Annotated in this window: 11 protein-coding genes; 10 read left to right on the top strand and 1 reads right to left on the bottom strand. The window is 71.3% G+C overall.

Annotated features, from left to right (window positions below; translation table 11 throughout):
• The first annotated feature begins 5 nt into the window (after window positions 1–5).
• The 5 genes from BLR21_RS03450 (at window position 6) to BLR21_RS03430 (ending at window position 5368) form a co-directional block, all read left to right on the top strand.
• Window positions 6–701 carry a response regulator transcription factor gene (locus tag BLR21_RS03450; RefSeq protein ID WP_090004123.1) on the top strand — a complete coding sequence of 232 codons (696 nt, stop codon included), beginning with the start codon at window positions 6–8 and terminating at the stop codon, window positions 699–701.
• Entirely contained in the window at window positions 691–2388 is a 1698-nt protein-coding gene (locus tag BLR21_RS03445; RefSeq protein WP_090004122.1) for a HAMP domain-containing sensor histidine kinase, read from the top strand. The genes BLR21_RS03450 and BLR21_RS03445 overlap by 11 nt, the downstream gene beginning before the upstream one ends.
• 34 nt (window positions 2389–2422) lie before the next feature.
• On the top strand, window positions 2423–3214 hold the full coding sequence (locus tag BLR21_RS03440) for a beta-N-acetylhexosaminidase (protein ID WP_256334428.1): 792 nt from the start codon (window positions 2423–2425) through the stop codon (window positions 3212–3214).
• Window positions 3215–3416: 202 nt separating this feature from the next.
• On the top strand, window positions 3417–4106 hold the full coding sequence (locus tag BLR21_RS03435) for a response regulator transcription factor (RefSeq protein ID WP_256334427.1): 690 nt from the start codon (window positions 3417–3419) through the stop codon (window positions 4104–4106).
• A complete protein-coding gene (locus tag BLR21_RS03430; protein ID WP_256334426.1) occupies window positions 4103–5368 on the top strand; it encodes a sensor histidine kinase in 1266 nt (421 codons plus the stop codon). Before BLR21_RS03435 ends, BLR21_RS03430 begins: the two co-directional genes overlap by 4 nt.
• On the opposite strand, the gene BLR21_RS03425 is transcribed toward BLR21_RS03430, so the two are convergent.
• Entirely contained in the window at window positions 5352–6848 is a 1497-nt protein-coding gene (locus tag BLR21_RS03425; RefSeq protein WP_218130723.1) for an aromatic amino acid ammonia-lyase, read from the bottom strand. The two genes, BLR21_RS03430 and BLR21_RS03425, sit on opposite strands and share 17 nt — an antisense overlap.
• Window positions 6849–6911: 63 nt before the next feature.
• On the opposite strand from BLR21_RS03425, the gene BLR21_RS03420 reads away from it, so the two are divergent.
• Genes BLR21_RS03420 through BLR21_RS03400 form a run of 5 tightly spaced genes read left to right on the top strand, consistent with a single transcriptional unit; the run spans window position 6912 to window position 13659 of the window.
• Window positions 6912–8456: an NAD(P)-binding domain-containing protein gene (locus tag BLR21_RS03420; RefSeq protein WP_090004120.1), complete on the top strand. Its 1545-nt coding sequence runs from the start codon at window positions 6912–6914 to the stop codon at window positions 8454–8456.
• A complete protein-coding gene (locus tag BLR21_RS03415; RefSeq protein ID WP_218130722.1) occupies window positions 8443–9816 on the top strand; it encodes a class I adenylate-forming enzyme family protein in 1374 nt (457 codons plus the stop codon). The genes BLR21_RS03420 and BLR21_RS03415 overlap by 14 nt, the downstream gene beginning before the upstream one ends.
• Window positions 9817–9827: 11 nt before the next feature.
• The gene (locus tag BLR21_RS03410) at window positions 9828–11378 is read left to right on the top strand and encodes an NAD(P)-binding domain-containing protein (protein ID WP_090004495.1); all 1551 of its coding nucleotides are present in this window, start codon (window positions 9828–9830) and stop codon (window positions 11376–11378) included.
• Entirely contained in the window at window positions 11375–12370 is a 996-nt protein-coding gene (locus BLR21_RS03405) for an alpha-hydroxy acid oxidase (protein WP_090004119.1), read from the top strand. Before BLR21_RS03410 ends, BLR21_RS03405 begins: the two co-directional genes overlap by 4 nt.
• The gene (locus BLR21_RS03400; RefSeq protein ID WP_256334425.1) at window positions 12364–13659 is read left to right on the top strand and encodes a cytochrome P450; all 1296 of its coding nucleotides are present in this window, start codon (window positions 12364–12366) and stop codon (window positions 13657–13659) included. The genes BLR21_RS03405 and BLR21_RS03400 overlap by 7 nt, the downstream gene beginning before the upstream one ends.
• Window position 13660 lies beyond the last annotated feature (1 nt).

Here is a 13660-nt window from a genome sequence, read left to right as displayed (position 1 = left end):
GGCGGGTGAGCGCTCTCATCCTGGTCGCGGAGGACGACGAGAACCAGGCCGAGCTGGTGCGCCGGTACCTGGAGCAGGACCACCACCGGGTGCTCGTCGTCCACGATGGACGCCAGGCGCTCGACGTGGTCCGTGCGCACGGCCCCGCGCTCGTGGTGCTCGACCTGATGCTGCCGGGACTGGGCGGGCTGGACGTGTGCCGGGCGTTGCGGGCCGAGTCGGACGTGCTGGTGCTGATGCTGACGGCACGGTCCACTGAGGACGACCTGCTGCACGGTCTCGGGATCGGCGCGGACGACTACCTGACCAAGCCGTTCAGCCCGCGCGAGCTGGTGGCACGGGTGCGGACGTTGCTGCGGCGCGTGCCCGCCGCGAAACCGGAGCCGGTGCTGCAGGTCGGGCCGATCGTGGTGGACCAGCTGCGGCACGAGGTGAGGGTGCGCGGCGAAGCGGTCGAGTGCACGCCCGGCGAGTTCGGCCTGCTGGAGGTGCTGGCGTCCGGAGTGGACAGGGTGTTCAGCCGCGAGCAGTTGCTGCGGCGGATGCACGGCCTCAGCAGCTTCCTGACCGCGCGGACGATCGACACGCACGTGAAGAACCTGCGGCGCAAGATCGAGACCGATCCGCGTGCGCCCGCGCACCTCGTGACCGTGTACGGCATCGGCTACAAGCTCACGGCGGGACGCGCCGATGCGCCGTAGCGTCTTCACGCGCCTGCTCGTCGTGGTGGTGCTGATCGCGGTGTGCTCGATCGCCGCGACGGCGTGGCTGGCGACGCAGCTGACCCAGGCGTCGATCGCCCGCGAGCAGGGCCGGGAGCTCGCCTCGGACCACCGGATCTACACGACGTTGCTCGACTACGCGGCCGGCCATCGCGACTGGTCCGGAATAGACGGTTACGTCGAGGCGCTGGTGTCCGGGCAGCCCGGCCGGCGCATCGTGCTGGTCACCAAGGACGGCCGCACGGTCGCCGACCTGGGCGCGGCCGGCGGCCGGCTGCCGGACCGGGCCTCGGCCGTGGTGGACCCGCTGGACGTAGACCCGGTCCTGGTGCCCGGCGCGCCCGCTGACCGGATCGACAAGCGGGTGCTGGGGCCGTTCCGCACGCCGATCGACTTCCGCGACCGGGAGGACCGGACCGGGACGCTGTACTGCCTGCGGCTGGTCAGGAAGGAGGAGGCCCGGCTGGACTGCCGGGAGCGGGACCTGCCGTTCGACACCGCGGCGGACTTCTTCGCGTTGCTCGACCTGGAAGACCTGACCAACGCCTGCCTGGCACGCCGCTCGCTGCCACCGGCGGACCTCGATCCGGACTTCACCCCGGCGCGCAAGCAGTCCTCGGGCGTGCCGCCGCCGGACGAACCGGCCGTCGCCGCGTGCGTGGCCGCGGCACGCAAGGAGCAGCTCGCCCAGTACGTGGCGCCGCCGGTCCTGCTGTACCTGACCAACCCCGCGGGCACGCCGACCACCGCGATCTCGTTGTCGGGCAACGGCCTGCAGGTCGTGGGGGCCGCGGCGGCCGTGCTGCTGGCGGCGATCGGGGTGGCGGCGTTCGCGGGGGCCCGGATCACCCGGCCGCTGCGGGCGTTGACCGCGGCGGCGACGCACCTGTCCGCCGGCAGCGACATCCCGCCGGTGCCGGTGCGCGGGCAGGACGAGATCGCGGGCCTGACCAGGGCGTTCAACACGATGGCGGCGAACAGGGCGCACCTGGAGCGGGCGCGCAAGGCGATGGTCAGCGACGTCGCGCACGAGCTGCGGACGCCGTTGAGCAACATCCGGGGCTGGCTGGAGGCGGCCGAGGACGGGGTGAGCGACCTCGATCCGGCCCTGGTGGCGTTGCTGCTCAAGGAAGCGCTCGTGCTGCAGCACGTGGTGGACGACCTGCAGGACCTCGCCGTCGCCGACGCGGGCTCGTTGCGCCTGACACCCGAACGGCTCAACGTCGCGGTCGCGTTGGAGCAGCTCCAAGCCGCGCACGAGGCACGAGCCGCGCAGGCCGGAGTCACGCTGACGGTGTCCGCCGACGCCTCCCTCACCGTCCGGGCCGATGCCCTGCGGCTGCGGCAGGTCCTCGACAACCTCGTCTCGAACGCGCTGCGGCACGTGCCCGCCGGTGGGTCGGTGACGGCCGGGGGCACGGCCGGGAACGGCGAGGTCGTGATCACCGTGACCGACACGGGTCCGGGCATCTCCGAAGACGATCTGCCGCACGTGTTCGACCGGTTCTGGCGCGCGGACAAGTCGCGCAGCCGCGCCACGGGCGGTAGCGGACTGGGGCTCGCGATCGTCCGCAAGCTCGTCGAGGCGCACGGCGGAACGGTCGATGTGACCAGCGCGACAGGCGCCGGAACCACGTTCCGCGTCCGATTGCCGGAACTCAGCTGATACACCCAGCGTTAGGTCGCTGGAGAGGAAACCGTTGATTGTTCCCATGCCCACGAGCGCGCCCCGTCGCACGGGCTCGTTCGTACTGACCGAAGACGTGACCGTCCGGGTGACCGGGCAGGCGCGCACCGCGGCCGCGATGCTGCGCGAGCACGTCTTCCGGCAGACCGGCTACCTGCTGGCGGAGTCGCCCGACGGCATGCTGATGGTGTCGCACGACCCGGCCATGCGCGGCCTCGGCCCCGAGGGGTACGCGCTGCTGGTCAGCAACGACGCCATCATGCTGCGCGCGGGCACCCAGGCCGGGCTGCGGCACGGCGTGCAGTCGTTCCGGCAGCTGATGACCCGCGACGGCACGGTCCGAGCGGCCGACGTGCGCGACTCCCCCGCGTTCGCGTGGCGCGGTGTGTCGAGCGCGCTGCTGCCGCCGGCCGAGATGCGCAGGGCGATCGACCGGATGGCCGCCTACAAGCTCAACGTCCTGCACGTCTTCCCGGACGGTGATCCCGACGCGCTGCGCGACCTCGTCGAGTACGGCCGCGATCACGGCATCACCGTGGTGCCCGAGCTCGGGCCGGCGACGGCCGAGTTGCTGGAGCTGTTCCCGAGCCGCTGGGTGCACATCGGCACCTCCAGGCTGACGACGAAGTTCGCCGGTCTGCTCGAACGCCACGGCAAGCTGCCGGTCCGCTGGCACCACGGCGACGCGGCCGTCCTCGGCCCGCACGGCAAGCTCGCCGAGGGGGACGACGTCCTGCGCGCCATCGCGACCGCGGGCTGGGTCGGCGAACTGCGCACCGCCTCGGCCGTCGCGCCCGCCTGGTAGGTCGTTCACAGTCGTCGCGTGATCGCAGGTCACGCGACGACCGAGGTTCACATGTTTAACTTTCGCCGGCGGGTGCCGTGGGTGCGCCGAAGCCGTCCGACCGGGGAAGTTGCGTCGTACCAAGCCTTTCGGTCACGTCCGTGAACCTGTCCGTTGGCTGTTGGCACCTGAATCGACGCTGATCACGTGCGATCGTGGCTTCGTGCGGGCCTCTACGAAGTCGCTGGCAGTCCACCGGTTCCGGCTGTTGCTCGTGGACGACGACCGGGAACTGGTGGAGTTGCTCGCCGCGGTGCTGCGCGGCGAGGGGTACGAAGTCGACGTCGCCTTCGACGGGCAACGCGGCCTGCACCTCGCACTCACCCGGCCCTACGACGTGGTCGTGATCGACCGAGTCCTGCCGGTCGTCGACGGGCTGGACCTGGTGTCCCGGTTGCGTTCCCGGTCCGTGCGGACGCAGGCGCTGATGCTCACCGCGATGGGGTCGGTGCACGACCGGATCGACGGCCTCGACGCCGGCGCCGACGACTACCTCGCCAAGCCGTTCGACCTGGGCGAGCTGACCGCGCGGCTGCGGGCGCTGTGCCGGCGGGCCGCGGAACTGGCCGTGGTGCTGCGCATCGGCGCCGGCCGCCTGGAGCTCGAACAACACCAGGTCGTGCTGCCCGACGGTGAGAAGGTGCCGCTCACCACCAGGGAGTTCGCGCTGCTGCGGGTGCTCGCCACGCATCCCGAGACGGTGCACACGCGGGCGGCGTTGCGGCGCACGGTGTTCTGCGACGCGCCCTCCCAGTCCATTGTGGACACCTACGTGCACTACCTGCGCTCGAAGGTGGGACGTTCGGTCGTGCTGACGGTTCAGGGCATCGGCTACCGGCTGGGGGCGCTGTGAGGTCGTGGGCGGAGGCGGAGCGCGCGGAGGTCCGCCGGGCGCGGCTGCGGGTCAGCGTGCTGGTGGGCCTGGCGATCACGCTGATGATCGCGTTCGTCGGCGCGATCGCGTACGTCGTCATCGCCCACGCGCAGGAAACCCAGGTGTCGCGCGAACTCCGCTACAACGCCCTGTACGGCGTGCCGGGCATCGCGCCCCGGTGCGCGTGGGTGTTCGTTCTGGAGGACGGCGTGCTGCACGAGGGCGAGCTCCCGGTGCCGGACGGGTTCCCGCTGCGCGACGACATCGACGCGGTGCACAGGTCGGGCACCGCCATACCGCGCGACATCACCGCGAACGGCACGGAGTACCGCGTGCTCACCGCACCCGGCGCGGACGGCACGACGGTGCAGGCGGTGTTCGACATGCGCTACCAGCTAGCCGACCGCGCGCACCTGCTGCAAGCACTGGCGATCGCACTGGTCTGCGGCCTGCTCGTGGCAGCGCTGATCGGCCTGGGCATCAGCCGCCGCACGGTCGGGCCCCTGGCGGAAGCGCTGGCGCGGCAACGCCGGTTCGTCACCGACGCGAGCCACGAGCTGCGCACCCCGATCGCCCGCGCGTACCTGCGCGCCCAACTGCTCGCCTCCCACCTGCCCGACGACCAGCGGACCGACCTCGACGCACTGGCCAGGTCGATCCGCGGCCTCGCCGACGTGGTGGACGACCTGCTGGCCTCCGCACAGCTTCCGCAGCGGCTCGACGGCAAGCCCGTGGACCTGGCCGATGTCGCGGAGGCCGCGGTGGTGGGCGAGACCGAACGCGCCGCCGAGCGGCGGATCACGTTGTCGCTGGACCATCCCGGACACCCGGTGGTGGTCCAGGGCATCGAGACCGGGCTGCGGCGGGCCGTCGACGAGCTGCTGGCCAACGCCGTCCGGCACACGCCGGAGGGCGGGCGGATCTCGGTGGCCGTGCGGACCGGCGGCGGGGTGGCCGAGCTCGTCGTGGCGGACGACGGTGAGGGGTTCGAGGCCGGGCAGGCGGAGCGGTTGTTCGAGCGGTTCCACCGGGGAGCGGGTGAGGGGCGGTTCGGCCTGGGGCTCGCGCTGGTGCGGGAGATCGTGACCGGGCACGGCGGGACGGTGGAGGCCGTGGGACGGCCCGGGCTGGGGGCTCGGTTCACGCTGCGGATTCCGGTGGCGGGGGCCGGCGTGCCGGCGGTGCGGGAGCGGATCGCCCGCGCCTGCCCGCGAGACGCTCCCCTCACCACTGCCGGCTGACCACCACCTCCGCCGCCACCCGGACGTCCGCGTCCAGCGGCCGGTCCGGGTCCACCGGTTCGATGGCCGCAGCCAGCGCGTCCAGCAACGCCGCGCACCGCGGTGCCGTAGGCCGGCGGCCGCCCACGTGCACGGCCTGGCGCAGCCCCAGTGCGAGCGAACCGCACAGCAGGCGCAGCAACTCCGCGAGGTCGTAGGCGCGCAGCGCGGCCTGGGTGCCGAACGGAACGACGTCCTGGTTGTGCAGGTTGGTCGGCAGGCTCTGCGTGCTGGCCGGCAGGACACCGCGCCGGATCTCGGCGACGAACGCCGTCGTGGCCAGTTGGACGCCCTGCAGTCCGTGTTGGCGGCCTGGTCCGGCGGCGAGCATGGGTGGGAGACCGGTGTTGCGGGCCGGGTCGACGAGCAGGTCGAGCTGGCGTTCGGCCAGGTTGCCGAGGGAGGCCGTGACGATGGCCAGGACGTCGGCGGCGAACGCCGCGGGCTGGCCGAAGAAGTTGCCGCCGTGGGCGACGAGGTCGTCGTCCGGGAAGAACAGCGGGTTGTCGCTGACGCCGCCCAGGTCCGAGGCGACGACGCTGTCGGCGTAGCGCAGGGCGTCCTCGGCGGCGCCGAGGAGCTGGGGTGCGCAGCGGATGCTGTACGGCTCCTGCAGCGCGCGCAGGCCGCTGGGCGTGGTGCCGTCGAGCATGGCACGCATCCACGACGCCACCGTCACCGCTCCGGGATGGCCGAACGCGGAGATCAGGCGTGGGTCGGTGAAGCCGGGATCGGCGCCGACGACGTCGACCAGCAGGCACGTCAGGTCGGCCAGGGCCCGGTGCGAGGAACGCACGGACGACAGGGCGAGGGCCAGCGCCGCGGTCGTGACGGAGGTGCCGTTGACCAGGGCCAGGGCGTCGCGGCCGTCCAGTTGCAACGGTGAGAGCCCGGCGGAGGTCAGGGCGTCCGCGGCGGGGAGGCGGACGCCGTCGAGGTAGGCGTGCCCGCGGCCGCGCAACGCCTGGGCGGCGTAGGCGAGCGGGATGAGGTCTCCGCTGGCGCCGACGGAGCCGTAACGCGGGATGGCCGGGACGAACGTCGTCGCGAACATCGCGGACAGGCCCGCGACGACGTGCGCGGACACGCCGGACAGGCCCTGCGCCAGGGACCAGGTGCGCACGAGGAGTGCGGCTCGGGCGATGTCCAGGGGCAGGTCGGGGCCTTGGCCCGCGCCGAGGTGTGCGAGGGTGTTGTCGCATTGGTCGGCTTCGGTGGATCTGCCCGCGAAGCCCACCAGGGCGCCGAACCCGGTCTTGGCGCCGTACACCGGGCGCTCGTCGTCGGCCAGGACCGTGCGCAGGTAGGCGCGGCCTCGTTCGACTCGGTCGAGCACGTCGGATCCGACGAGCACGGGTAGCGGCCCGGAAGCACGCTGAAGGTGCGGAACGGTCAGGGGCGAACCCAGGTCCACGGACGTGTCTGAGGCGGTCGTGGTCACCGCACGGACGGTAGGCAGCCGATCTCAGAAAACTCTGAGATCGCGTGGGTAGCTTCCCCGTCCATGGCTCACGACTACCTGATCATCGGCGCGGGACCGGCCGGTTTGCAGCTCGCCGCACTGCTCGAGCGGGACGGTCGCGACTACGCCGTCCTGGAACGCGGCAGCGGGGCCGGCACGTTCTTCACCCGCTACCCGCGGCACCGCAAGCTCATCTCCATCAACAAGGTCCACACCGGGTTCACCGATCCCGAGCAGCGGATGCGGATGGACTGGAACTCGCTGCTGCTCGACGACCCCGAGCTCCTCTTCACCCGCTACACGCCCCGGTACTTCCCGGATGCCGACGACATCGTCCGCTACTTCCAGGACTGCGCGGCGAACCTCAAGGTCCACTACGACGTCGATGTCACCAGCATCTCGCGCGACGACGACGGGTTCGCGGTCACCGACCACAGTGGACGGACGTGGCACGCCGGGAACCTCGTGATGGCCACCGGGGTCTCGCAGCTGTACGTGCCGCCGATCCCCGGCATAGAGCACGCCGAGCGCTACGACACGTTCGACACGGATCCGGAGTCGTTCACCGGACAACGGGTGCTCGTGATCGGCAAGGGCAACTCGGGCTTCGAGACCGCCGACGCGCTGGTGGAGCACGCCGCCGTCATCCACGTCGCCGGGCCGCACTCGGTGAAGCTCGCCTGGCAGACGCACTACGTCGGGCACCTGCGGGCGGTGAACAACAACTTCCTGGACACCTACCAGCTCAAGTCCGAGAACGCGGTCATCGACGGCACGGTCGAACGCATCGAGCAACGGCCCGAAGGCGGCTTCCGGATCCAGTTCCGCTACGCGCGCACGGTCGAGAACGTCCGCGAACTGGAGTACGACCGCATCATCGCGTGCACCGGGTTCCAGTTCGACGCCTCGATCTTCGCGGAGAACTGCCGTCCGGCGCTGATCATCAAGGACCGCTTCCCGCGGCAGACCTCGGCGTTCGAGTCGGCGAACATCCCCGGGCTGTACTTCGCGGGCACCATCACGCAGTCGCGCGACTTCAAGAAGTCGACCAGCGGGTTCATCCACGGCTTCCGCTACGGCGCCCGCGCGCTGCACCGCGTGCTGAGCGCCCGCAACCACGGCACCCCGTGGCAGGGCACCGATCTGGAGCTCTCGCCCGAGGCGATCAGCGAGGCCGTCATCGCCAGGGTGAACAGGTCGTCGTGCCTGTGGCAGCAGTTCGCGGTCATGGGCGACGTCGTGAGCGTCGACGGCGCCGCCGCGCGGTACTCCGAGGAGGTGCCGGTCGCGTTCGTGGCGGACGGCGGTCTCGGCCCGGCCGAGCACCGGTTCGTCGCGACGCTCGAGTACGGGCCCGACCACGACACCGTCGACCCGTTCGACATCAGCATTCCCCGCGTCGCCGAGAACGACCCCGTGCACGCGGCCGACGCGAGCTACCTGCACCCGGTGGTCCGCTACTACCGGCACGGCGTGCTCGCCGCGACGCACCACCTGGCCGAGAACCTGGAGAACCACTGGGACCTGCCGGAGGTGCACCAGCAGCCGCTCGGCGTGTTCGTGAAGGAATGCCTTGCCGGCGCGTGACGCCGAGCCGTTCCCACGGGCGGTGTTCGACGTGCTCGGCGCCGCCGCGGACCGGCCGGTGTTCGAGCACGGCACCCGCGTGGTGACCGGCACGGAGTTGCTCGACCTGGTCGCGCGTATCGCGAACGGGTTGCGCGGCAAGGGACTTGGCCCCGGTGACGGCGTCGCGCTGCTGCTCGGCGTGACCGTAGAGGCGTTCGCGACGATCCTGGCGGCCCACGCGGTGGGCGCGCGGGTGGCCGGGGTGCGGCCGGGACTGACGGACGCGCAGGTCGAGCACCTGCTGAGCCTGGACATCAAGCTCGTGCTCTGGGACGCCGACCTCACCGATCTGCTCGCCTCCTCACCCGGACCCCTGCGGTGCGACGGCCGTCCCAATGACATCGCGCGGCTCATCCACACCAGCGGCAGCACGGGCGCTCCGAAGGCCTGCGCCCAGACCTACGCGTCCATGACCGATGCCTGGACCACCCGTCCCGACGCCTGGCCTCCCGCGATCCGGGAGCTGGCCTCACGACTCGACCGGTACCTCGTATTCGGTTCCCTGTCGAGCCAGGTGATGTTCGAGTACGCGGTCCTGACCCTCACGGCAGGAGGCACGGTCGTCGTCGCGGACGACCCGGCCGACGCGATCACCCGTCTCCGGGCCACGGCACGCGTGATCACCGTGCCCGGCCTGGCGAAACTCGTCGCCTCCCAGAAGCGCGCACCCGCCGACCTGTCGACGTTGCGAGCGCTGCTGGTGTCCGGCTCTCCCCTGACTCCCGATCGGCACCGCGAGGCCCTGGACACCCTGGGACCGGTGCTGTTCCACGGTTACGGCCAGACCGAGACCGGCATGATCTCGATGGCCACACCGGACGATCCCCCTGGCACAGTGGGAAAACCGCCCGTGGACGTGGAGATCCGCGACGGCGAGCTCTTCGTCCGCACGCCGGGCCAGGCCTGCGGCTACTGGGGCAACCCGGAGGAGTCGGCCGAGGTCTTCGTCGACGGCTGGGTCCGCACCCGCGACCTCGGCCGGTTCGACGACCTCGGCTACCTGCGCCTGACCGGCCGGGCCCGCGACGTCGTGATCGTCAACGCGAACCTGCACTACGCCGGCCCGATCGAGCAGGTCATCGCCGAGCACCCGGACGTGGCCGAGGCCTACGTCGTCGCGGTACCGGACGACGAGACCGGCGAGGCCGTGCACGCCTTCGTGGTCCCGAAAGCCGGCCGCGTCCCCGGACTCGACGAGATCCGGAAGCTCGTGACCGAACGGCTGGGCGCGGCCTGCGCTCCTGTGCGGGTCACCGCGATCTCCGAACCACCCGTCGCTCCCAGCGGCAAACCCGACAAGCGTCAGCTGACTGCGTGAAGGAGAACGTCGTGTCCAGCGAGGTAACGACCGAGTGTCTCGTGATCGGTGCGGGTCCGGCCGGGCTGCAGGCTTCCTACCTGCTCGACCAGGCGGGGCGTGACCACCTGGTGCTGGAGTCCGGCGCGGCGGCGGGAACGTTCTTCACCCGCTTCCCCCGGCACCGGCAGCTGATCTCCATCAACAAGATCCACACCGGCTGGGACGACCCCGAGCTGAACCTGCGCGTCGACTGGAACTCGTTGCTGTCCGACGATCCCGCGCTGCTGTTCACCGGCTACACGCCCAGGTACTTCCCGGACGCCGACGACATGGTCCGCTACCTCGGCGACTTCGCCGTGAAGAACGACCTGCCGGTCCGCTACGACACCGAGGTCGTCTCGGTCACGCGGCCGGACGACTTCGTGGTGCGCGACCAGCACGGCGGCACCTACCGCGCGAAGCGGATCATCGTGGCGACGGGCGTCTCGCAGCGGTACGTGCCGGACATCGAGGGCGTCGAGCACGCCGAGCACTACTACGACGTCTCCGTCGACCCGCAGAACTTCACGAACAAGAAGGTGCTGATCATCGGGCGCGGCAACTCGGCGTTCGAGACCGCCGATGCCCTCGTCGAGACCGCCTCGGTCATCCACGTCGCCGGGCCCGGTTCGCTGAAACTGGCGTGGCAGACGCACTTCGTCGGCCACCTGCGGGCGGTGAACAACAACTTCCTCGACACCTACCAGCTCAAGTCGCAGAACGCCGTGCTGGACGGCCACATCGCGGGCATCCGCCGCGACGGCGACGACTACCTGGTGAAGGTCAGCTTCCAGCGGGTCGACGAGGTGATCAAGGAGATCCGCTACGACCGGGTGATCCTCGCGACCGGGTTCCGGTTCGACGCCTCGATCTTCGCGCCGGAGTGCCGGCCACAGCTCACGATCAGGTCGCGTTTCCCGGACCAGACGGCGGCGTGGGAGTCGGTGAACGTCCCGGACATGTTCTTCGCGGGCACGATCACGCAGATGCGCGACTTCAAGAAGTCGACCAGCGGGTTCATCCACGGCTTCCGCTACGGAGTGCGCGCACTGCACCGGATCGCGGAACAGCGCTACCACGGCGTGGACTGGCCCAGCCGCTCCGTCGACCCCACGCCGGAGGCCGTCACCGAGGCGGTCATCGAGCGGGTCAACCGGACCTCCGCGCTGTGGCAGCTGTTCTCGTTCCTCGCCGACGCCGTGCTGACCGGCGAGGACGGCTCGGTGCGCTACGTCGAGGAGGTGCCGTTGGCGCACCTGCACGAGGCCGTGGAGCGCGGCGAGTTCGGCGACGTCGCGTCGTACCTGACGGTGACGCTGGAGTACGGCGCCGACCACGACAAGGTCAACCCGTTCGACATCACCGCCGGTCGCACCTCGCAGGACGACACCAGCGGGCTCGACGGCCGCTACCTGCACCCGGTGGTGCGGCGGTTCCGCGGCGGCGTGCTCGTCGACGAGCACCACATCACCGAGAACCTCGAGAACGAGTGGGACAGCGAGGCCGTGCACAAGGCTCCGCTGCGGGAGTACCTCCGGTGAACCCGGTGCTCGCGGAACTGCACGACAAGGCACGCGCGGTGCTCGACCCCGTCCACTACGACTTCTTCGCGGGCGGGGTCGGGGACGAGGTCGTGCTCGCGGACAACGAGGCCGCGTTCCGGCGCCTCGCGCTGCTGCCGAGGGTGTTGCGGGGCAACGAGATCAGCGACGACTTCCCGGTGCTGATCTCACCGACCGCGTTCCACAAGCTCGCTCACCCCGACGGCGAACTGGCGACCGCGCGGGCGGCGGGCGGCACGACGCTGGTGTCGAGCATGGCCTCGACCGTGCCGATCGCCAGTGTCGTGGCGGCCGCGAGCGGGCCGGTGTGGTTCCAGCTCTACGTCCAGCCCGACATGGACGTCACGGAGGCTCTGGTGCGGCGGGCGGAACGGGCGGGCTGCGCGGCGTTGGTGGTGACGGTCGACTCCCCCGTGTTCGGCCGCCACCGGCGAGACATCGCGCACGGTTTCCACGACCTGCCCGCCGGCCTGGCCGCGGAGAACATGCGTGACCTGGCCGGGGCCACACTACGGAACATCGAGATGTCGCCGGCGGTGTCGTGGGAGCACCTCGGCCGGATCCGGGACATGACCACGCTTCCACTGTGGGTCAAGGGAATCCTGCATCCGCAGGACGCGGCGCTCGCGGCCGGGCACGGCGTGGCGGGCATCGTCGTGTCCAACCACGGCGGACGCCAGCTCGACCTCGTGCCGGCGTCGCTCGACGCGTTGCCCGCCGTGGTCGACGCGGTGGCCGGGCGGGTGCCGGTCGTGCTCGACGGCGGAGTCCGAAGTGGAGGGGACATCGCGCTGGCGCTGGCACTGGGGGCGTCGGCCGTCGGCATCGGCAGGCCCGTGTTGTGGGGACTGGCGGCGGACGGCGAGCAGGGTGTGCGGCGGGTGCTCGACGTGCTGCGCGACGAGTTCCAGCACGTCCTGGCGATGTGCGGCGGCGAGCTGTCCAGGGACATGGTGGTGGCCCGGTGCTGAACTGGTTGCCCGCACGCGTGGTCGCGTTGCGCGCCAAGGTGTTCGAGAAGGTCAACGGCGACAACGCCATCACGTTCCCGAACGAGCAGGTAGGCCCCGGCCGCTTCCAGGAGCTCTACAGCCATCCCGCCGCGAACGGCCGCAGCAAGGGCGCCGGGCTCTCGGACCTGTTCTGGTACTGGCTGTCCCCCGGTCCCGAGGTGCACCAGGAGCACCTGGAGGCCGGGCCGCGCTACGACGACGTGGCCCGCGCGACCCGCACGTTCCTCGCGGGATCGAGCGAGGCGTTGTCGGCGGCCGCGACGCGCTGCACCGCGAAGGTGCTGGACGAGGTGATCACCGGCCGCGTCACCGCCGTGCGGTTGCGCGAGCTGATGATGCCGGTGTGGGCCGAGTACTTCTACGAGCTGGTGTTCGGCGAACCGTGCCCGCGCCACGCGCGTGACCTGATCGTCGCGCACGCCACCGACGTCGTGACCTCGTTGAAGTGCACCGGTTTACGCCATCCCGCCCGCCGCGCCCGCCTCACCCGCTACCTGCGGGCCCGGCTCGCGGACGTCCGGCATCCGCTGCCGCGGACGTTGTCGGAGACCGAGCAGGTGCACTACCTGCAGGGCACCTACTTCAACACCGCGGTCGTGCAGATGGCCGAGGCGATGGCGCACCTGCTGCTCGCACTGGCCCAGCACCCCGAAGCGGCCCGGCGCGTCGACGACGACCGGTACTTCGCCCACGTCCTCGACGAGACCTTCCGGCTCTACCCGTTGTTCGGCATCGCCCACCGCATCACGACCGCGGACATCGAACTGGACGACCGGACGTTCTTCCCGGCGGGTTCGGTGCTGTGCTTCAACTATCCCGCCTACCACGCCACCGGGTACGACGACCCCGACGTGTTCGACCCCGGCCGCTGGGAGACAACGGCGGCGCGCAACGAACACCACATCCCGTTCGGCGTCGCCGCCAACCGCCCCTGCCCGGCGTGGCGCCTGTCCCCCATCGCGATGCGCGCGTCCGCACGGGAAGTGCTGCGCCGCGTCACACCGCACTCCTCCGTCACGCACACCCGCTCGTTGCCCAGCCGCGGGCCGTGCCTGCTCGTCCGCGACGGCCCGGTGCCGCGCTTCAGGCTCGTACTGATGCGCGTGCGCGACCGCTGGGAGGACGTCTGGCGCAGCGTCGTCCAGCTCGTGCTCGGCACCGCGATGGTGCTGCACGCCCACCGCCTCCGGCCGGCCGGGCGCTACTTCGACACGCACGACACGCAGGGTTGCCCGGTCCGGCACTGAC

The sequence above is a fragment of the Lentzea albidocapillata subsp. violacea genome, assembly GCF_900100275.1.
Classification (GTDB): Bacteria; Actinomycetota; Actinomycetes; order Mycobacteriales; family Pseudonocardiaceae; genus Lentzea; species Lentzea violacea.
Note: the sequence above shows the minus strand (reverse complement) of the source record. Positions and strands in the feature narration are given on the sequence as shown.

Excerpts from the sequence above, each read along its gene's own strand:
- BLR21_RS03420 (WP_090004120.1), top strand. The coding sequence starts at position 6,912 with ATGGCTCACGACTACCTGATCATCGGCGCGGGACCGGCCGGTTTGCAG.
- BLR21_RS03445 (WP_090004122.1), top strand. The coding sequence starts at position 691 with ATGCGCCGTAGCGTCTTCACGCGCCTGCTCGTCGTGGTGGTGCTGATC.